The sequence below is a fragment of the Affinundibacterium macrobrachii genome (genome assembly GCF_014652415.1).
Taxonomy (GTDB): Bacteria; Pseudomonadota; Gammaproteobacteria; order Burkholderiales; family Burkholderiaceae_D; genus Undibacterium; species Undibacterium macrobrachii.
This window is the reverse complement of the sequence record NZ_BMYT01000001.1, coordinates 270,876-290,166: the sequence shown is the minus strand read 5'-3', so window position 1 is coordinate 290,166 and position 19,291 is coordinate 270,876. Positions and strand designations below refer to the sequence as shown.

The 19,291-nt window shown below is 45.2% G+C and carries 22 protein-coding genes and 1 pseudogene; 16 read left to right on the top strand and 7 right to left on the bottom strand.

What is annotated here, in order from left to right; all coding sequences use genetic code 11:
• Positions 1-28: 28 nt before the first annotated feature.
• Positions 29-754 (bottom strand): osmolarity response regulator transcription factor OmpR, encoded by a 726-nt coding sequence (ompR, locus tag IE103_RS01300; protein ID WP_189344206.1) that lies wholly within the window; start codon positions 752-754, stop codon positions 29-31.
• 278 nt (positions 755-1,032) lie between these two features.
• Here ompR and IE103_RS01295 point away from each other — a divergent pair, with 278 nt between their 5' ends.
• A complete protein-coding gene (locus IE103_RS01295) occupies positions 1,033-1,380 on the top strand; it encodes a hypothetical protein (RefSeq protein ID WP_189344205.1) in 348 nt (115 codons plus the stop codon).
• An 82-nt stretch (positions 1,381-1,462) separates the two neighbouring features.
• Here the strand turns inward: IE103_RS01295 and smpB are convergent.
• Positions 1,463-1,924: pseudogene (gene smpB, locus IE103_RS01290) on the bottom strand (SsrA-binding protein SmpB); the annotation flags it as partial.
• Positions 1,925-2,046: 122 nt separating this feature from the next.
• Here smpB and IE103_RS01285 point away from each other — a divergent pair.
• The gene (locus IE103_RS01285) at positions 2,047-2,478 is read left to right on the top strand and encodes a type II toxin-antitoxin system RatA family toxin (protein WP_189344203.1); all 432 of its coding nucleotides are present in this window, start codon (positions 2,047-2,049) and stop codon (positions 2,476-2,478) included.
• Complete coding sequence (locus tag IE103_RS01280) at positions 2,471-2,791, top strand: RnfH family protein (protein ID WP_189344202.1); 321 nt, start codon at positions 2,471-2,473, stop codon at positions 2,789-2,791. The genes IE103_RS01285 and IE103_RS01280 overlap by 8 nt, the downstream gene beginning before the upstream one ends.
• A 35-nt stretch (positions 2,792-2,826) precedes the next feature.
• Here IE103_RS01280 and IE103_RS01275 read toward each other — a convergent pair whose 3' ends face one another.
• On the bottom strand, positions 2,827-3,336 hold the full coding sequence (locus IE103_RS01275) for a DUF4124 domain-containing protein (RefSeq protein ID WP_189344201.1): 510 nt from the start codon (positions 3,334-3,336) through the stop codon (positions 2,827-2,829).
• A gap of 121 nt (positions 3,337-3,457) precedes the next feature.
• On the opposite strand from IE103_RS01275, the gene guaB reads away from it, so the two are divergent.
• The 13 genes from guaB (at position 3,458) to IE103_RS01210 (ending at position 16,084) form a co-directional block, all read left to right on the top strand.
• Positions 3,458-4,918, top strand: a complete 1,461-nt coding sequence (gene guaB, locus IE103_RS01270; protein ID WP_189344200.1) for an IMP dehydrogenase — start codon at positions 3,458-3,460, stop codon at positions 4,916-4,918.
• A 62-nt stretch (positions 4,919-4,980) separates the two neighbouring features.
• Positions 4,981-6,030: a GGDEF domain-containing protein gene (locus IE103_RS01265; protein ID WP_189344199.1), complete on the top strand. Its 1,050-nt coding sequence runs from the start codon at positions 4,981-4,983 to the stop codon at positions 6,028-6,030.
• 15 nt (positions 6,031-6,045) lie between these two features.
• Positions 6,046-7,638, top strand: a complete 1,593-nt coding sequence (gene guaA, locus IE103_RS01260) for a glutamine-hydrolyzing GMP synthase (RefSeq protein WP_189344198.1) — start codon at positions 6,046-6,048, stop codon at positions 7,636-7,638.
• Between the two features lie 6 nt (positions 7,639-7,644).
• A complete protein-coding gene (queE, locus tag IE103_RS01255) occupies positions 7,645-8,280 on the top strand; it encodes a 7-carboxy-7-deazaguanine synthase (protein WP_189344197.1) in 636 nt (211 codons plus the stop codon).
• Between the two features lie 71 nt (positions 8,281-8,351).
• Positions 8,352-8,795 carry a 6-carboxytetrahydropterin synthase QueD gene (gene queD, locus IE103_RS01250; RefSeq protein ID WP_189344196.1) on the top strand — a complete coding sequence of 148 codons (444 nt, stop codon included), beginning with the start codon at positions 8,352-8,354 and terminating at the stop codon, positions 8,793-8,795.
• A gap of 7 nt (positions 8,796-8,802) precedes the next feature.
• The gene (tadA, locus tag IE103_RS01245; RefSeq protein ID WP_229827003.1) at positions 8,803-9,330 is read left to right on the top strand and encodes a tRNA adenosine(34) deaminase TadA; all 528 of its coding nucleotides are present in this window, start codon (positions 8,803-8,805) and stop codon (positions 9,328-9,330) included.
• 45 nt (positions 9,331-9,375) lie between these two features.
• Positions 9,376-10,293 (top strand): LD-carboxypeptidase, encoded by a 918-nt coding sequence (locus IE103_RS01240; RefSeq protein ID WP_189344195.1) that lies wholly within the window; start codon positions 9,376-9,378, stop codon positions 10,291-10,293.
• Between the two features lie 27 nt (positions 10,294-10,320).
• Positions 10,321-11,499 (top strand): acetyl-CoA C-acyltransferase, encoded by a 1,179-nt coding sequence (locus tag IE103_RS01235; RefSeq protein ID WP_189344194.1) that lies wholly within the window; start codon positions 10,321-10,323, stop codon positions 11,497-11,499.
• A gap of 80 nt (positions 11,500-11,579) precedes the next feature.
• A complete protein-coding gene (locus tag IE103_RS01230; RefSeq protein WP_189344193.1) occupies positions 11,580-12,035 on the top strand; it encodes a PaaI family thioesterase in 456 nt (151 codons plus the stop codon).
• 137 nt (positions 12,036-12,172) lie between these two features.
• A complete protein-coding gene (locus IE103_RS01225) occupies positions 12,173-13,174 on the top strand; it encodes an NADP-dependent oxidoreductase (protein ID WP_189344192.1) in 1,002 nt (333 codons plus the stop codon).
• Positions 13,175-13,218: 44 nt separating this feature from the next.
• Positions 13,219-13,647, top strand: a complete 429-nt coding sequence (locus IE103_RS01220) for a GNAT family N-acetyltransferase (RefSeq protein ID WP_189344191.1) — start codon at positions 13,219-13,221, stop codon at positions 13,645-13,647.
• Between the two features lie 140 nt (positions 13,648-13,787).
• Entirely contained in the window at positions 13,788-15,674 is a 1,887-nt protein-coding gene (locus tag IE103_RS01215; protein WP_189344190.1) for an MFS transporter, read from the top strand.
• Positions 15,665-16,084: a hypothetical protein gene (locus IE103_RS01210; protein WP_189344189.1), complete on the top strand. Its 420-nt coding sequence runs from the start codon at positions 15,665-15,667 to the stop codon at positions 16,082-16,084. Before IE103_RS01215 ends, IE103_RS01210 begins: the two co-directional genes overlap by 10 nt.
• Positions 16,085-16,193: 109 nt before the next feature.
• Here IE103_RS01210 and IE103_RS01205 read toward each other — a convergent pair whose 3' ends face one another.
• From IE103_RS01205 to IE103_RS01190, 4 genes are read right to left on the bottom strand one after another with little or no spacing between them, the layout of a single operon-like run.
• On the bottom strand, positions 16,194-16,619 hold the full coding sequence (locus IE103_RS01205) for a nuclear transport factor 2 family protein (RefSeq protein ID WP_189344188.1): 426 nt from the start codon (positions 16,617-16,619) through the stop codon (positions 16,194-16,196).
• A 58-nt stretch (positions 16,620-16,677) separates the two neighbouring features.
• Positions 16,678-17,472 carry an SDR family NAD(P)-dependent oxidoreductase gene (locus tag IE103_RS01200; protein ID WP_229827000.1) on the bottom strand — a complete coding sequence of 265 codons (795 nt, stop codon included), beginning with the start codon at positions 17,470-17,472 and terminating at the stop codon, positions 16,678-16,680.
• Positions 17,469-18,008 carry a DUF3833 domain-containing protein gene (locus IE103_RS01195; protein ID WP_189344187.1) on the bottom strand — a complete coding sequence of 180 codons (540 nt, stop codon included), beginning with the start codon at positions 18,006-18,008 and terminating at the stop codon, positions 17,469-17,471. The genes IE103_RS01200 and IE103_RS01195 overlap by 4 nt, the downstream gene beginning before the upstream one ends.
• Positions 18,005-19,288, bottom strand: coding sequence for an MFS transporter (locus tag IE103_RS01190; RefSeq protein ID WP_189344186.1), 1,284 nt, complete (start codon positions 19,286-19,288; stop codon positions 18,005-18,007). Before IE103_RS01190 ends, IE103_RS01195 begins: the two co-directional genes overlap by 4 nt.
• Positions 19,289-19,291 lie beyond the last annotated feature (3 nt).

Below are 19,291 nucleotides of genomic sequence, written 5' to 3'. Positions count from 1 at the left end.
ACGAGAGAAGATTCTTCGATTGGGATGCTTACTGACTTTGACCATCAGGAATGAAAACATAGCCTAATCCCCATACGGTTTGTATATATTGCGGATTGGTTGGGTCTTGCTCAATTAATTTTCGCAGACGAGAAATCTGCACATCAAGACTGCGATCAAACACTTCATATTCACGACCGCGTGCAAGTTCCATCAGCTTTTCTCTTGATAAAGGTTGTCTGGCATGGCGGGCGAATACCTTCAGTACAGAAAATTCCCCGGTAGTTAGACTAATATTTTCGCCGTTCTTTTTGAGTTTGCGCGTCGATAGATCCAATACAAATTCACCAAATTGAAAACTCTGACCCTGCTCAGAAGGTGCGCCAGGAGCTTCATCTGGTGCTTTTCTTCGCAGTACCGCATTGATCCGAGCAACGAGTTCTCTTGGATTGAATGGCTTGGGCAAATAATCATCCGCCCCCATTTCCAAGCCGATGATGCGATCGACTTCTTCGCCTTTTGCGGTGAGCATAATAATTGGTGTATTGTCGCCACCACCTCGCAAGCGGCGACAGATAGATAAACCATCCTCACCTGGTAACATCAAATCGAGGACCATTAAATCGTAACGTTCTCGCATCCATAATTTGTTCATGGCTTGTGCATTTTCAGCGACCACAACTTGAAATCCTTGCTCGCTCAAATAGCGCCGCAATAAATCGCGTAAGCGTAAATCATCATCAACCACTAAAATTTTTGCTTTGGATTCGCTCATTCAAATGCTCACTTCTTTGCAAATGGAAAAGTCTTATCTTACTGCTAAACAATGAATCGGCAAATCATCTTTGTGAAAGATTACAAACTGTTACAGCGCTTACAGAAAAAGGGCTATCTATCTTCTTCTCTGGGACTTAGACTTTAATCATTGTTAAAACTGCTTGGTTCACGATATTTTTCCGAATAAAATGGTCTATGTTTGATCATGTTTATGTCGATAAATTGACAAAGTTAAGGATTGTTGTGTTGTCTGTTAAGTGCCGATTAATTTGTTTGATGTTTATTTCTTCATTGTGGATAGGTGAAGATGCTTCTGCATTGGCGCCACAAGAGCAAGATGCAGAAACTCGCCAAAAAATTGAAAAGCGACGCCAACAGTTTCGTGAGTTGCAAGAACTCAGATTTAATCGTCGAGCCGAGCGTATTGAAGAATTTCGTAATGGCTCTGGCTTTGAGAGAAATCCTTCACCAGTTTTACGTGGGGTTGAAAAAAACCGGTTGAATAATGAAGAGCGGCCAGCAGCTAAATTGAATCGTTTAAGCCCAGAAGAGCGAATGGCGCTACGTAGACAGATTCGAGAAGCAAGACAAGATATTTATTTGCGCCGGCAACAAAAAAAATAAGGTGAATCTCGTCATGCATATCGCTAAGCGACGAGAGGCGATTCACCTAATTTGTTTTTTTGCTTTTTGTGTCTTTGGCAGATTAGCGTCGGTGTTGTTTCATAATTTTTTGCTGTTCTCGCTGCCAATCGCGTTCTTTTTCGGTTTCTCTCTTATCGTGTTGCTTTTTACCTTTGGCTAATCCGATCTGGCATTTAACGCGTCCATTCAAGTAATGCATATTCAGTGGCACCATTGTGTAGCCTGAACGTTCCACTTTGCCGATTAACTTTTTAATCTCTTCTGCGTGCAGCAGCAATTTTCTGGTTCGCACAGAATCTGGATGGATGTGGGTTGATGCTGTTGGGAGTGCGCCTATGTGTGCACCAAACAGAAAAATTTCTCCATTTTTGATGATCACGTAGGCTTCTTTCAGTTGTACGCGACCAGCGCGTATCGCTTTAACTTCCCAGCCTTGCAAGACAATACCAGCTTCATATTGTTCTTCAATGAAAAAATCGTGAAATGCTTTTTTATTATCTGCAATACTCATACTGCTCTCATACTTATTCGATTTATTGTGTAGTGACTTCTGGGGCGTTCGATGCTGGTTTTTCGCTTAATTCCCGAGAAGAGCCTTGTTTCAGTTAAAATTCGGTCTGTGATCATACCAAATGACTTGAGATAATGGCAGTTGTCAAAAAAAATGTCCTTGTAGCCTTTAGTGCCGAACAGATGTTTGCACTTGTCGAGAAAGTAGAAGACTACCCTTTGTTTTTGCCATGGTGTGGTGGCGTTGAGGTCGCAGAGCGCACCGACACCCATTTGAAGGCGACATTATCTATCAATTACCACGGAATCAAGCAAAGTTTTACTACGCAAAACGTCAATTCACCTCCGCATTCGATGGAAATGCATCTAGTTGATGGCCCATTTAAGCAATTACATGGAACTTGGACCTTTACCGCACTGAGAAAAGACGCGTGTAAGATCGAGTTTGATCTGCGCTATGAGTTTTCAAGTAAATTGCTGGAGCACTTAATCGGGCCGGTGTTTAGTAAGATCACCAATAGTTTTGTTGACGCTTTTTGTGAGCGTGCAGAGGCGGTGTATGGATAAGCAAGTAATGCAGCGCATAAAAATTGAACTCTGTTATGCCTTGCCGCATGCAAGTCCTGTGTTGATCCCCTTGTTGGTTGAATCGGGTACTAAGCCTCAACAGGTAATGGATTATCTCTCTAGTTCACAACTTGCTGATGTGCAGTCTTTACTCGAAAATCATAGCGTATGGGCTGTTTTTGGCAAAAAAAAGAACGCAGATTATTGTCTTCTCGAAGGCGATCGACTTGAATTGTGTCGCCCGCTGATTGCTGATCCTATGAGTGCTCGTCGCCTTCGCGCAAAGCGCGAGCACAAATCAGGAAAAATGTAGTGAGTTAGTTTTTCGCGTGTCGAGTGAATTACTAATCAACGGCAATCTGCCAATACTTTTTTCACATCAGCCATTTCTCGAGCGCGTTGTGCTTCATCCAAAGGAATGCGTTCGCCATTTTTGTCTCTTGACATGATGAGCATGCCTTCGTCTAAGCTTTGCTTATAGGACTTTGCGCGTTCACAGTTCTTCGCTTTATCGGCATTTTGTTGCTTCTCATCTGCGCTTTTTTTCTCTGCTTCTTCTTTTGCTAACTTGCGCTTATTAAAGTCTTCATTTTTGCTCGCAATGGTCACCGGTTTTTCCAATTTGGGATTGCTTGCGGAAGTCGTCGACGTATTTTCCACTGGTGCCGCGCTCGCTGCTCTTGCCGTGCCAAATGGTGTTTTAATGATTTTGTCACGTGGAACCGACTTGGGTGGAGGCGTATCCGAGTACTGCTTGACGCCTTTTTCATTGAGCCAAATGTACTGTGCCATCACTGACTGAGAAAGTAATAGCGATAAAATAAATCCTGCGCTGAGGAGTGGAGACTTCTTTTGCATAGTTAACTCGATTTCTATTTGAAAGACTAAATTTCCTGATAATTTAAAGCAAGTTTTACACGGAACGAGACGGATCGGCAAGTTTTCTGTATAATTTACTTTTGCGCCTATAGGAAATACTATGCGTCTTCTTCAAAAAGCACTCACTTTCGATGATGTGTTGCTCGTCCCAGCTTACTCCAATATTCTCCCAAAAGATACGTCTCTTGCGACGAATTTGACTCGTAATATTAAGCTTAATATCCCCCTCGTATCCGCAGCGATGGATACGGTTACCGAAGCGCGTCTCGCGATTGCGATGGCGCAAGAGGGTGGTATCGGTATTATTCACAAAAATCTCACACCAAAAGAACAAGCGCGCGAAGTGGCTAAGGTCAAGCGATTCGAGTCTGGTGTATTGAGAGATCCAATCACAGTTGCACCAACGACGACAATTCGTGAAGTGATCGCGATGAGTCAACAACACGGTATTAGTGGTTTTCCGGTAGTGGAAGGTAAAACAGTCGTCGGCATTATTACCAATCGTGATTTGCGTTTTGAGCAAGAATTAGATGCTGAAGTGCGCGCCAAAATGACGCCGCGTGAAAAATTGGTCTATGTGACCGAAGGTGCGGATTTGAGCGAAGCGAAACGTTTGATGAACAAGCATCGCTTAGAGCGTGTCTTGGTCGTTGATGGTGCATTCGAATTGCGCGGCTTGATCACCGTGAAAGATATTCAGAAATCAACTGAGCATCCATTTGCTTCCAAAGATAGTTTAGGCAAATTGCGTGTTGGCGCGGCGGTTGGTGTCGGTGCGGATAATGACGAACGTATTGATTTGTTAGCCAAAGCTGGGGTCGACGTTATTGTTGTCGATACGGCACATGGTCACTCGAAAGGTGTACTTGATCGTGTACGTTGGGTAAAAACGAATTATCCACATATTGAAGTCATTGGCGGCAATATCGCCACAGCGGCAGCGGCTTTGGCATTGGTTGAGCACGGTGCGGATGCGGTTAAAGTTGGTATCGGTCCCGGCTCGATATGCACCACGCGTATTGTTGCTGGTGTTGGTGTGCCTCAAATTACGGCTATCGCAAATGTGGCAGAAGCATTGCGCGGAACTGGTGTTCCATGTATCGCTGACGGCGGAATTCGTTTTTCTGGTGACGTTTCTAAAGCTTTGGCAGCAGGTGCTTCAACTGTCATGATGGGCAGTATGTTCGCGGGCACGGAAGAAGCGCCTGGTGAAGTGATTTTGTTCCAAGGTCGAAGCTATAAATCCTACCGTGGTATGGGTAGTCTTGGAGCGATGGCAGATGGTTCTGCAGATCGTTACTTCCAAGATTCCGCTAATAACGCCGATAAATTGGTGCCAGAGGGTATTGAAGGTCGTGTTCCGTATAAAGGTAGCGTTTTGGCTATTTTGTACCAAATGGTCGGTGGCGTACGTTCCTCTATGGGTTACTGCGGCTGTGCATCAATTCAAGATTTGCATGATAAAGCGGAGTTTGTTGAAATTACTTCTGCTGGTATGCGTGAATCGCATGTTCATGATGTACAAATCACTAAAGAAGCGCCAAATTATCGTGCAGATTAATTGTCGCTAGCACGATATCGTTCCGAGATGTTTGATCAAGGTTCATTTACGCGGAGCAAGCAATGGTGACATCAACTACAGGTGTTAGTCGCATGGAACTTATGCTCGATGATGCGAGCTTGTCACGAGTAGATCCCGGTAAATACGAGGCGAAGATCGCTCGTTTTGAACGTCTCGGAATTCGTTTATTTGGTGTTGCTAATTGCATCGTCAGCTTTGGTAATTTGCGCGAGCGCTTCAATCGTAGCGAACATGCGATGGTGACGATAGAAGCGGCTTTTTGTGAGCATTTGGGCTTTTCTGAAGAGATTCGTGTTTTTACGAATTTGAATTTTGAAGAAGAATATGCCGAACATCCCTCGGTAAAAGGGGAACCGCACATTGTGTTTTGTGCCCAGCATCCTGTGTTTGATGCGAATGATCAATGTGTTAGTTGCATTTATTTGATTGATTACACCGAACGCGAATTCGATGACGAATCCCGATTGTTGCTCGCAGATCTTGCTGTGATGGTCGAGCGTGAATTGGTGATGGGAGCCTTAAGAGTTCAGCATGGTGAATTGATCAAACAAATTCGCAATTTAAAAAGAGATGCTTTGCTTGACCCTGTGCTTGGGATGTGGAATCGCGCAGCGATTACCCGTTCTCTTGGTTTAGAGCTAGATCGCTGTCTCAAAGCAGAGAAACCAGTATCGCTTATATATATCAGTATCAATCAGTATCAAAGTTTAAAAGAACAGCATGGCAGCTCGGTCAGTGATGCTTTTTTACTGAAAGTTGCTAGTCGTATGCGCTCTTGCATTCGCCCTTTTGATGCTTTGGGGCGATTTGAAGTGGATGCTTTTTTAATTGTTTTACCCGGAGCATCGAATTTGGTGGCAGCGGCAGTCGCTGAGCGTATTCGTCTGGCGGTAATTTCACGTCCAGAAATGCTAAACGATCAAAACATCGAGATTGAAATAAGCATGGGAATAGCGTCAACTAGCGTATTCCCAAATGTCACGCCGGAAGCACTGGTTGCTCACGCAGAAAAAGCCTTACTTGCGGCCAGACGTTTAGAAAGTAACCGAATAGTTCAAGCAGAAGCTGACCAGCTTGATATTCTTCTTTAATCAATAAATAGAATCATGCATTCAAAAATCCTTATCCTCGACTTTGGTTCCCAAGTTACTCAATTGATCGCTCGCCGTGTTCGTGATGCTGGCGTTTTTTCAGAAGTTTATCCTTACGATGTCAGTGATGAATTCATTCGCAACTATGGCGCAGCTGGGATTATTTTATCTGGCGGCCCAAGTAGTGTGACTGAAGGCGACACCCCACGTGCACCACTGGCGGTGTATGACGCTGGTGTACCAGTTTTGGGAATTTGCTATGGTATGCAAACCATGGCAGAACAACTCGGTGGCAAAGTTGAAAACGGTAAGGTAAGAGAATTTGGTTACGCTGAAGTTCGCGCGCGTAGCCATACCAAATTATTAGAGGGCATCAACGATTTCGTGACACCTGAAGGTCACGGTATGCTCAAGGTATGGATGAGCCACGGTGATAAAGTAAATGAAATGCCAGCAGGGTTCAAGTTGATGGCATCCACCGACAATTGCCCGATCGCCGCGATGGCGGATGAAGATCGTCGTTTTTATGCAGTGCAATTTCATCCAGAAGTCACGCACACGATTCAAGGCGAAGCGATTATTGGTCGCTTTGTGCATGATATCTGTGGCTGCAAATCTGACTGGAATATGCCAGATTATATTTCTGAAGCAGTCGCGTCGATTCGCGCCCAAGTTGGCGACGATGAAGTGATTCTCGGCTTGTCCGGTGGTGTCGATAGTAGCGTCGCGGCAGCATTAATCCATCGTGCAATTGGCGATAAATTGACTTGCGTATTTGTTGATCACGGTCTATTGCGCCTCGACGAAGGCAAGATGGTCATGGAAATGTTCGCGAACAATCTAGGTGTGAAAGTCATTCACGTCGATGCGACTGAACAATTCATGGGGCATTTGGCTGGTGTTACTGATCCAGAAGTAAAACGCAAAATTATCGGTCGTGAATTTGTCGAAGTATTCCAAGCAGAATCTGGCAAACTTAAGAACGCAAAATGGTTGGCGCAAGGTACGATTTATCCAGACGTCATCGAAAGTGCAGGCAAGGGCAAAAAAGGCTCACACACAATTAAGAGTCATCACAATGTTGGTGGTTTGCCAGACACTTTGAATCTGAAGTTATTAGAACCACTGCGTGAATTATTTAAAGATGAAGTGCGCAAGTTGGGCGTGGCTTTAGGTTTGCCACACAGTATGGTGTATCGTCATCCTTTCCCTGGCCCAGGCTTAGGCGTGCGTATCTTGGGTGAAGTCAAAAAAGATTTCGCCGATTTATTGCGCCGTGCTGACGCGATTTTTATCGAAGAATTACGTAATACTTACGTTGATCCGAACGCAGAAAAACCACAAACTTGGTATGACGCGACTAGCCAAGCATTTGCTGTGTTCTTACCAGTCAAATCGGTTGGCGTGATGGGTGATGGTCGTACTTATGAATATGTGGTGGCTTTGCGTGCAGTTCAAACGCAGGATTTCATGACCGCGCATTGGGCACACTTGCCACATGAATTGTTGGGTAAAGTTTCTAATCGCATTATTAATGAAGTGCGTGGGATTAATCGTGTTGTCTACGATATTTCCGGAAAACCACCGGCGACAATCGAGTGGGAGTGATTTCTTTTGAGCTACAGCATTAAAGAAATTTTTTACACTTTGCAGGGCGAGGGCACGCATACCGGGCGTCCTGCTGTGTTTTGTCGTTTTGCTGGTTGTAATTTGTGGACCGGACGTGAAGAAGATCGCAGCTCGGCGGTGTGCCAATTTTGCGATACCGATTTCGTCGGGACGGATGGCGAAGGCGGTGGCAAGTTTAAGACGCCACAAGCTGTTGCTGCTCGAATCAATTCTTTGTGGCCAGAAACGCATACCGCCAGTAAATTCGTCGTATTCACTGGTGGCGAACCATTACTGCAACTGGATGAAGCGTTAATCGATGCGATGCACGATGTCGGTTTCGAAATTGCGATTGAAACCAATGGCACGATAGAAGTGCCGATGGGTGTGGATTGGATTTGCGTCAGCCCGAAAATGGGTTCACAACTCGTGGTGCGCAAAGGCGACGAGTTGAAAGTCGTGATTCCGCAGTTGGGACAGGATTTGAAGGCGTATGAAGCGCTCGATTTTACTTATCATTATTTGCAAGCGATGGATGGTCCTTTGTTGCAGGATAATCTGCATAAAGCCATCGATTATTGCAAAGCGCATCCAAAATGGAAATTGAGTTTGCAGACGCATAAATTGCTGCAGATTCCTTAAACAATTTTTTATTAGCTGTCGACATGACGTGACTATGACGTTTTGTCTGACCTTATGTTCACAGGCAATACATGTTAACCATTACCAGAAAAGTTGAATTCGATACAGGACATCGGATTCCCGATCACAATAGCCAATGCCGCAATTTGCATGGGCATCGCTATACCTTGTTGATTACCTTGACTGGTGATGTCGTCGAAAAAGACGGAGAGTCTGATAACGGCATGATTATGGATTTTGGCGACATCAAAGCACTCGCCAATAAACATCTGGTCGATCTTTGGGATCACGCATTTATTGTGTATGAAAAAGACACCGCGGTACGTCAATTCTTAGAAAGCATGCCTGGACATAAAACGGTAGTGATCGATCGCGTTCCTACCGTCGAAAACTTGGCCAAAATCGCCTTCGATATGCTCAAAGATGTCTATCATGATCGTTATGGTCGCCATTTGTCTTTGACGAAAATTACCTTATATGAAACGCCTAATTGTTGGGCGGAGATTGACGGCTAAACACCGCATGTCGACTACTATCGATAATGTAGAAATGACTTTTAGTCGCGACGAGTCGTTTATGCGCGAAGCCATCGCGCAAGCCAAACTCGCATGGCAAGCAGGCGAAGTCCCAGTCGGAGCGGTCGTCGTTAAAGATGGTGAAATCATTGCTCGTGGTTTTAACCAACCAATAGCCACACATGATCCGACGGCCCACGCCGAAGTTGTCGCCATGCGTGCTGCAGCCGAAGTTCTTGGCAATTATCGCCTTCCTGATTGTGAACTCTATGTCACCTTAGAACCTTGTGTCATGTGTTCTGGTGCTTTAATGCATGCACGTTTTTCTCGAATTGTCTTTGGTGCGCATGACTTCAAGACGGGCGCATGTGGTTCGATTGTCGATTTATTCAAAGAAGAAAAGCTTAATCATCATGCTGAAGTGATCTCTGGCGTGTTGGCAGAGGAATGTGTGCAACTCCTCAAGGATTTCTTTGCTGAGCGCCGCCGTGCCGCGGTAGAATCGCGGATTCCATCAGACAACCTAGGCGAGTGATAGCCGCTATCGATCGCTGATTACTGAAGAGACGAGTTATTAGCGATGCCCATTTCTTTTCCTAAAATTCTTCCTGAGCATCCTTGCATCGCTATCGTTGCACCTAGCGGTGCGGCTTTAGATGATACGAATATTGATGCTGGTTTGGATGCTCTCACAAGAGCTGGTTTTAAGCTCATTAACTACTATCGACATATAGATCGTTTTGAACGATTTGGCACAACAGATCAAGGACGGTTGGATCAATTGCATGCTGCGATAGACAATCCCGAGGTCGATATCGTGATGGGCTTGCGCGGAAGTTATGGCTTGTCGAGAATTTTGCCAAATATCAATCTCCAAAAAATTGCCAGCAGCGGTAAGTGGTTGGTAGGCTACAGCGACTTCAACGCCTTGCAATTGGCGATGTTGGCAAAGACGGATACGGCTAGTTTATGTGGCCCTATGCTGTGCAATGACTTCACGCGCGAAGAATTGCGCCCGTTTACCCAAGACCAATTCCTGAAAGCTTTGCGCGAGCGCAAAACCTATCTCGAATTTGAATCGGATCAAGACGCAAATGTGAATGTCGAAGGTAAATTGTGGGGTGGTAATTTGGCCATGATTTGTCATCTGCTTGGTACTGAATATTTTCCAAACATTGAAGGTGGCATCCTGTTTGTCGAAGATATTGCTGAACATCCTTATCGTGTCGAGCGCATGCTGCTGCAACTCCATATGGCGGGCGTGTTGGCGAAACAAAAGGCGATCGTATTGGGAAATTTTTCTGCTTATCGCTTGGCACCACAAGACAATGGCTACGACTTCGCGGCGATGTTGAAGTTTTTGCGCGCGACTATTGAAACACCCATTGTGACTGGGCTACCGTTTGGTCATTGCGACGATAAAGCGAGCTTGATGCAAGGTTCAATCGCATATCTGAGTGTCAACGATACGCAAGTGAAACTCACCGCAGAATTCTAATTAACTCAAAAGAATACGGAGACAAAAATGACAGACGCAGTGATCGTCTCGACAGCGCGCACCGGATTAGCAAAGTCATGGAAGGGCGCCTTTAACATGACACACGGCGCGAGTATGGCGGGACCAACGCTCGCCGCGGTTATTCAGAGAGCCAAACTCGAAGCCGCCGAAATCGACGATGTGATGGTGGGGTGTGCATTTCCCGAAGGGGCAAATGGTCGCAATATTGCGCGTCAAATCGCATTACGTGCCGGTTGCCCAGTCACTGTACCCGGAATCACGATCAACCGTTATTGCTCATCAGGATTGCAATCCATCGCGCTAGCCGCGCAACGCGTGATGTCAGGTGAAGTTGATATCATCGCGGCGGGTGGTGTTGAATCTATCTCTTGTGTACAAAACGAGATGAATAAGCACATGCTGAGTGACCCGTGGATACAACAGCATATTCCACAGGTTTATATACCCATGCTCGAAACCGCCGAGATCGTTGCTAAGCGTTATCAAATTTCACGTGAACGCCAAGATGAATACGGTGTGCGCAGCCAACATCGTGCCAGTGCTGCTTTAGCATCCGGTTTATTTGATGCGGAAATTATTCCTGTAACGACGAACATGCGCGTTACAGATAAAGAAACAGGCGAATATCATTTGCGTGAAGTGACGATTGCGGCCGATGAAGGCATACGCGCAGGGACAACTTTAGAAGCGGTTTCTCAAATCAGAACGGCATTGCCAGATGGCGTCATCACGGCGGGAAATGCCAGCCAGTTTTCAGACGGCGCGGCGATGACTATCGTCATGAATGCCCAAGTCGCTGAACGTAAAGGTTTGCAGCCATTAGGTGTGTTTCGTGGTTTTGCCGTTGCAGGTTGTGAACCTGACGAAATGGGTATCGGACCCGTATTTGCGATTCCTAAATTGCTCAAACGTGCAGGCTTAGGTATTGATGATATCGGTTTGTGGGAACTGAATGAAGCGTTCGCTGTGCAAGTATTGTATTGTGCCGACAAACTAGGCATTCCCATGGATAGATTGAATGTAAATGGTGGCGCGATTGCAGTTGGCCATCCCTATGGTGTTTCTGGCGCACGCCTCACTGGGCATGCTTTGTTAGAAGGCAAACGTCGCGGCGTTAAATATGTTGTCGTCACCATGTGCATTGGTGGCGGTCAGGGCGCTGCTGGTTTGTTTGAAGTTTTATGAACGTGTTTAGCCATAATTAGTATAACTAGCATTAACTAGTATTAAGGGCGTAAGCAATTAATTTTACTGACGAAAAAAAGATGTCTGATTCTGTTCCAAATTCAAATGTTATTTCGCAAATCGAAAATCCTTTCCTCGACTATCTCGGTATCGTTTCAGGCGAGATGAAAGAAGGTAAAGCCAATTTGTTTTTAGACCTACATCATCACCATATGAATAGCTGGCAAATCACACATGGAGGCGTGTTGATGACTTTGCTCGACGTGGTGATGGCGATGGCGGGACGTTCTTTGCATGACGATCAAAAGGGAGTTGTTACGGTCGAGATGAAAACCACATTCTTGCAACCAGGCGGTGTAGTTGGCGGAAGTCTTGAGGCGCGCAGCGTCGCTTTTCATCAATCGACTACCATGTGCTTTTGCGATGGTGAAATTTGGAGCGGCGATAAATTGGTGGCGAAAGCGATGGGGACGTATAAGTATTTGCGTAGTCTGAAATCAAAAGCCGGTCTAGTGAAAATGGGCGGCAGTGATTGAGCTAGAAAGTATTTTGAAATTTCGTAGGGCGGGTGTAAGTCGCGCCGCCAGAAAGTAGTGCGATCGTGAACAAGTTTTAGTCAGCACGACTTGCATATGTCCTATAAAAACAGAACCAATTAACAGGAAAATTGAATATGAATGCGCAGTATCAACGCATCGTTTTGGCCTCCCGCCCAAATGGTGAGGTCACACCAGAAAATTTTCGTCTGGAGATTGTGCCAGTTCCCACAATTACAGAAGGCCAAGTGTTAATTCGCAATCATTTTCTTTCACTCGACCCCTACATGCGCGTTCGTATGGATGATGTGAAAAACTATGCCGCACCACAAGCCTTAAATGAAACCATGATAGGTGGCACGGTAGGTGAAATTGTCGCCAGCAAAAATCCCCAATTTCAAATCGGTGACAAAGTGATTGGCATGATGGGTTGGGCGGAAATGGGCGTCTCTGATGGAAGCTTGTTACGCAAGCTCGATACGACCCACATTCCTTTATCCGCCTATCTAGGCGCCGTAGGTATGCCGGGTATGACAGCTTGGTATGGTCTGACCCAAATTATGCAAGCAAAAGAAGGCGAAACCATCGTCGTTTCTGCTGCTAGTGGTGCAGTCGGTAGCGTGGTTGGACAATTAGCCAAATTACGCGGTTGTCGTGCGGTTGGTATCGCGGGTGGAACCGAAAAATGTGCCTACGTGGTCAACGACTTAGGCTTTGACGCATGTATCGACTACAAAGCGGGAAACTTAGAAGAGCAACTCGCAGCGGCAACGCCCAACGGCATTGATGCGATTTTTGAAAACGTCGGTGGTGCGAGTTTTGACGCTTGTTTGGCGCGTGTGAATCCGTTTGCACGGATAGCTCTTTGTGGCATGATCGCAGGCTATGATGGTGGTGACATGTCTATACACAATGCACGAATTTTGCTCAGTATGCGAGTCACGTTACGTGGCTTTATTATTTCTGAACATCTAGATTTATGGCCGCAAGGCTTAAAGGAATTAGGTATGCTGGTCGCACAAGGTAAATTGAAGTTCAGAGAAAGTATCGCTCCAAATTTAGCCGCCGCACCTGAGGCATTTATCGGTTTGTTGAAAGGTAAAAATCTTGGAAAACAATTAGTGCGTTTGATTCCATAATTTCGATATAGATGAAATAGAAAACGATCAGATTGAGAATATAAATGAATCCCGAAATACAAATTAAATTAGGCGAATGGTCTGAGTTGCAAGCTGATGCACAAGCAGTACGTACCTCCGTCTTCGTTGAAGAACAAAAAATTCCGGCAGAACTTGAATGGGATGTGATGGACGCGCAATGTCTGCACGCGGTTGCTTACGATGCGCAAGGCAAAGCGATAGGTACCGGGCGTTTGCTGCCAGATGGTCATATCGGTCGTATGGCGGTGTTGAACACAGCACGTAATTGCGGTGTGGGTGCAGAGATTTTGCGTCAATTGATGGCGCAAGCAAAGATACGCGGGATGTATGCGGTGCAATTGAATGCACAAATTTCGGCTGAACCTTTTTATCAACGTGAGGGATTTCATCGCGAAGGCGAGTTATTTATGGAGGCTGGCATTCAGCATGTGCACATGAACAAAACGCTTTAAGTATTTTTTGAAGCTGTGTTGTTCAAAGTAGTAATCAATTGTTGTCGAATACGCAGTAAGAAAAAATAAGCCAATTTCAAAGCTAATTACTTTAGAATTGGCTTTTTTGTTAATAGCCGCATTCGCGAGCCTATCCTAATATGAGCCAACACAGCCAGTTCACCCTATTGAAAGAGCGCCGCTTTGCGCCGTTTTTTTGGACGCAATTTTTTGGGGCGTTTAATGACAATGTGTTTAAGACGGCTTTGCTGACCGTTTTGACTTACGATGCTTTAACTTGGACTACGATGGACGTAGGCTTGTTGAATAATCTCATTCCAGGTTTGTTCATTTTGCCGTTCGTGTTGTTCTCTGCAACATCAGGGCAATTAGCTGACAAGTTTGAAAAAGGAAAAGTTGCGCGTTACGTTAAATTGCTAGAGATCGCCATCATGGCAATCGCAGCCTATGGTTGGATGAGCAAAAACATTTGGATTTTGGTGGCGGCTGTCGCTGGCATGGGTATTCATTCGACTTTGTTTGGCCCAGTCAAGTACGCTTATTTGCCACAACATTTGCGTTCGGATGAGTTAGTCGGTGGCAATGGCGTGATTGAAATGGGTACCTTTGTCGGTATTCTTTTAGGCGAAATTTTAGGTGCCATGTTGGTCGTGCATAAACCCTGGGGCGTTGAGTTGGTCGCTGGTGGATGTATTTTGATTGCGGTCTTGGGTTGGTTGTTTAGCTTACGCATTCCTGTTTCACCCGCACCCGTCCCCGATCTAAAGATCAACTGGAATCCAGCCACCGAAACAGTGCGTAACATCAGCTTTAGCAGAAAGAATCGTCCGGTTTTCTTATCCTTATTGGCGAACTCTTGGTTCTGGTTTTATGGCGCAATTTTACTCGCGCAATTTCCACTCTATGCCAAAGATTATCTGCACGGCGATCACAGCGTCTTTGTTTTGTTACTGACGATTTTCTCATTTGGTATAGGCGCAGGCTCACTGTTGTGTGAGCGATTATCTGGACATAAAGTGGAAATTGGTCTGGTGCCATTTGGTGCTATCGGTTTGTCGATCTTTGGCTTCGATTTATATCTGTCGAGTTTGATGTACACCAACACTGCAGCGGTGACCGCGATGAGTTTTATCGATCAAGTCGGTAGCTACAAAATCTTGTTCGATATTTTTATGATAGGTATCTTCGGCGGCTTGTATATCGTCCCCTTGTTCGCTTTGATTCAAACACGTTGTGATCCTAAACATCTATCGCGCACGATTGCCGGCATGAATATTATGAATGCCTTATTTATGGTGGTCGCTGCTTTAGCTGCGATGCTGATGTTGAAGCAAGGATTTACCATTCCACAGATTTTCATGGCAACCGCGATTTTGAACGCATTGGTGGCGATCTATATTTTCAGCGTAGTGCCAGAATTTTTGATGCGTTTCGTTGCTTGGATTTTGATTCATACCGTGCACAGAGTGAAGGGCATCAATGTTGATAAAATTCCCGATGAGGGCGCTGCTGTATTGGTCTGCAATCATGTCAGCTATATGGATGCAATTGTCATCATGGCGTATAGCCCACGACCGATACGCTTTGTGATGGATCATAATATTTTTAAGATTCCATTTCTGTCTTGGGTATTTCGTACTGCGAAAGCAATTCCGATTGCGCCAGCAAAGGAAAATCCTTGGTTGATGGAAAAATCGTTTATCGATGTGGCGCAAGCATTGCATGAAGGTGATTTGGTGTGCATTTTCCCTGAAGGCAAACTCACCCGCGATGGTGAAATCAATGAGTTTAAAGGCGGCGTCATGAAAATCGTTGAACGCACGCCAGTGCCAGTGATTCCTATGGCCTTGCGCGGTCTCTGGGGTAGTTTGCTGTCACGAGATAAGGGAAATCCTTTCCATCGCTCATTCCGTCGTGGACCATTTTCTCGTTTGGAGTTAGTGGTGGGAGAGCCGCAAGATCCAGAGAAAATTTCACCAGAAAGTCTACAGCAGCAGGTGAAGGAGTTACGTGGTGATTGGAAATGATAGAAGGGGCGATCGTAGACGCTGTGGCAGCAACAGGTGTGTCCGCTAAAGAGTTGGATGCAAATGAGCGAGAAAGCATAGTTATTTGTTTGCGCGATCGATTAAATGTAGACCTTTGCTCAGAATCACCGTGGGACAAACTTGATGCTCCCGATGGAATTTTGAATCCTGATGGGTGGAAGTTAATACCGTTCTTTGTTGGAATTGAAAATTGTTTATTGATTACAGCAAGTGCCTCCGTAGTTTGGAGGCTTGGTAGCGGCAAGGATTTAATGTTGATTCTGCAAGAGTGTCCGCCATTTGAATTTTATGTGGCCGATATCGCGTTTAATTACCTAGTTTGTTTTAATCATCACGACTATCTTATCGGTTGGGGCGACGCAAGATTGTGGGTGAATCAATTGGCGTAGAATCAGTAACTATTCGATCTATAAGATAATTGTAAATTTTGCTGGCGTATCTACTATAGATAAAATATATCTGTGTTCTGTCTTACGTGGTTAAGTATACATTTAGGTATTAAGTAGATACCTTGAATCGTCGCCGCAACCAGCCAACCAAACCGCCTACGATAGGTAATTTTTCCCATAACTCTTCAGCAGCGTCCCAATAATCGCGGTGATCGATAATCAAGCCTTGCGCATTAAAAGTCAGCATAGAGCCACCTTTGACGATATAGCTTTTGCCGCGTAAGCCAAAGTGAAATTGCCAGGTGAGGAAGACTTTGGACTCTTGCTCGATTACCTCTTCAAATATGAACTTCGGATACTGCGTGGTGGCGAACATGTGCTCAAAAATCGCTTGAATAGCTTTAAGCCCTTGAACCTCGTTGAAGGGGTCTTTAAATCGTGCGTCATCAGCATAATATTTGGCGATATCTTGTAAGCTAGTCGGGCTCAAATTTGCATACCAAGCCATGATGTTTTGTACTTGTGGTGTAGTCATTATGCGTCTATAGAAAGGTATTGATTCGTGATCTAAGCGAATTATCTCAGCTTGCAAGTTACGCGATCACAAAGCGCCGTATCAAAGCAAAGCGCAAACGATAAGGCAGCATCTGCATTAATTTCAGTCCCATCGTGAAACGTTTAGGGAAATGGATTTCAAAGTCGCCATTTGCGATGCCGTCGAGTATCGCTTTCGATGCTTGTTCCGGCGTTTGTAAGGCGGGCATGGTGAAATCATTTTTACTGGTAAGGTCGGTACTGACAAATCCAGGATTCACCAAATAGACGTTGATATTTTTTTCGTGCAAGTCGCTGTATAACAATTCAGTTAAATTAATCAGTGCGGCCTTGCTCGGGCCATACACACTGGCATTCGGTAAACCAAGATAACCAGCTACACTGGCCAGAATCGCGATGCCGCCTGCGCCTTGTTGAAGCATGTTTGGTAAAACAGTTTCCAATCCATGATAAACACTTGTTAGATTAATTTTAAGGGTATCAGCGGCATCATTAGCATTCACTTCCCAAGTGCGTTCTGGTTGATATTTGGCTGCGCAAAAAATCACTAGATCAATCTTGGGATATTTTTCTCGCAACTGTGATTGAGCTTCACGCCAGCTATTTTGATCTGCAACATCAAACGCCAATACATGCGCATGTGGATGATCATTTGCCACCAAACCAAGATGGTGCTGGCGACGTGCAGATAAGATCACGTGAGCACCTAGCTTTAGCAAAGACTTTGCCAGTGCAGCACCGATTCCACTAGAGGCACCGATAATCCAAATAGTTTGGTCGTGCCAATCCCCAATCGGTCGATTAAGTGGTTGTAAGAAAGGGAGTCGCATCATCCTCTCCGACGGAAAAATAAAGTGACTTCACCCACTTCAAAACCGAACTTGCTCATTTTGGCGCGATTGACCATGGTGTTTTCATCGATCAGATACATCCAATCGTCCATCGCCATTTCATATACACTGCCATCGACTGGTAACAGTAAAGCGTATTGCCATTTGAAGGCGTTACCAGCAAGCTCGCCTTGGGCATCGCCTTTCACGTCGTCTGCCTTGCCGACCCAGCGACCATCGGCATTTTTACGTAAGCGCCAAATGCGTTGTTGTTTGCTGCCATCGTCATATACGAAACGCTCATCGAGAACTAACTCGTCACCAATTTTTTTGGTGTCGATGACGACATGAAAACGTTTGACGACTGCACCATTCCTTTGTTGAAACATGCCCCATGCATCGGTTGTGCCGAGGAAGAATTTTTCTAAGTCTAGTTGCGGTTTAACGTCTTTATAGTGATTCACATCGGTGATCGCACAGGCGCTGAGAAAGAAAGTGAATGACACTGCGCCAAGGGCGAATAGAATTTTTTTGATCATGATGAAATGCTCTTAGAAAAATGACGAAGTAAAAAGAGCGCGATCAATTTGAAAGCGCAGGGGAGAACCGCATAGGTAAAAGTTAATGCCAACAAACCATTTGTTTGATTAACTTGGTTTGGTTGATAGTTGAGTAGAGCAAGAAGCGATAAGCTCAATCCAGCTAACGCCAAAGTAAATTTTCCTATCAATGACCAAAGACCAAAATAGGCGCCCATATTTTGTTTGTCGTTGACAACCACCGTGAGTAAAACTGGTGGCAAGGCTAAATCAGCACCAAGTGCCAATCCTGAAGCAATGCAAACTAACAAGAAAACATAGCCATCGCCAGCTCCAAGCAAGCTCGCACTGACAAAACTTAGTACGGCAATCAACATGCCCAATTGCCATGAAAGTTGCGCACCAATACGTTTCGCCAATTTGACCCATAAGGGCAAACCACAAGCGCCAGCGATAAAATACGAAGATAAAAAGAGGGCAGTTTTTTCAGGCGCTTGAATTCTGTCATTAATAAAAAACAGGATCAAACTAGCGGGAATCGCAACCGATAAAGAGTTGAAGAAATAGATACGCAATAGTGCGACGAACTGGGCATTTTTGAGTAAGGTGCTTAATGCAATGACTGCATGAACACTGCGACACAAAGGTCTGGCGGCACCTATCAACAAGGCACAAATGGCGATCACGACTAAGACGGTAAAACCGATTGCATATTGACTTAATTGCGTTGTGGCGCTGCTCTTGTCTTGCAGAATAATCCAGCTCGGGATGATACTCGCGAGGATGACGCCGATCATGCCAAATGCTTCGCGCCAAGCCGATGCACCAAGCAATTGATGATATGCCGTGTCTTGCTGACTATCGTTAGTTGCGCTCGGATTCTCAAGGCTAGAACCCCATGCCAAGTAGGCGATATTGAGCATACTGTGCGCAGTGTAGGCAAGGCTTAGCATGACGCCTAACCAGATCAATAAGAGGGTAGTGGAATCACGCGCAAATGCGGGCGGCAACCACAGCCCCGCGAAAGTTAGGCAGAGTAAAGCGGCTGAGATAACGATCCAACTACGATTGCTGGAGCCAAATTTATCAACAAGTTGTCCGATGAATGGATCTTGTACCGTGTCAAACATGCGGGCGAAAAATAATACCAAACCCGTAGTCGCCAGTGGTAAACCTAACTGCGCAGTGTAGTAGTTCGGAATTTGCACATACACGGGCAAGGCAGCCATGGCTAATGGCAGTCCTAACAATCCATAAAAAATCAGCGCAGAAGTTTTCACTTT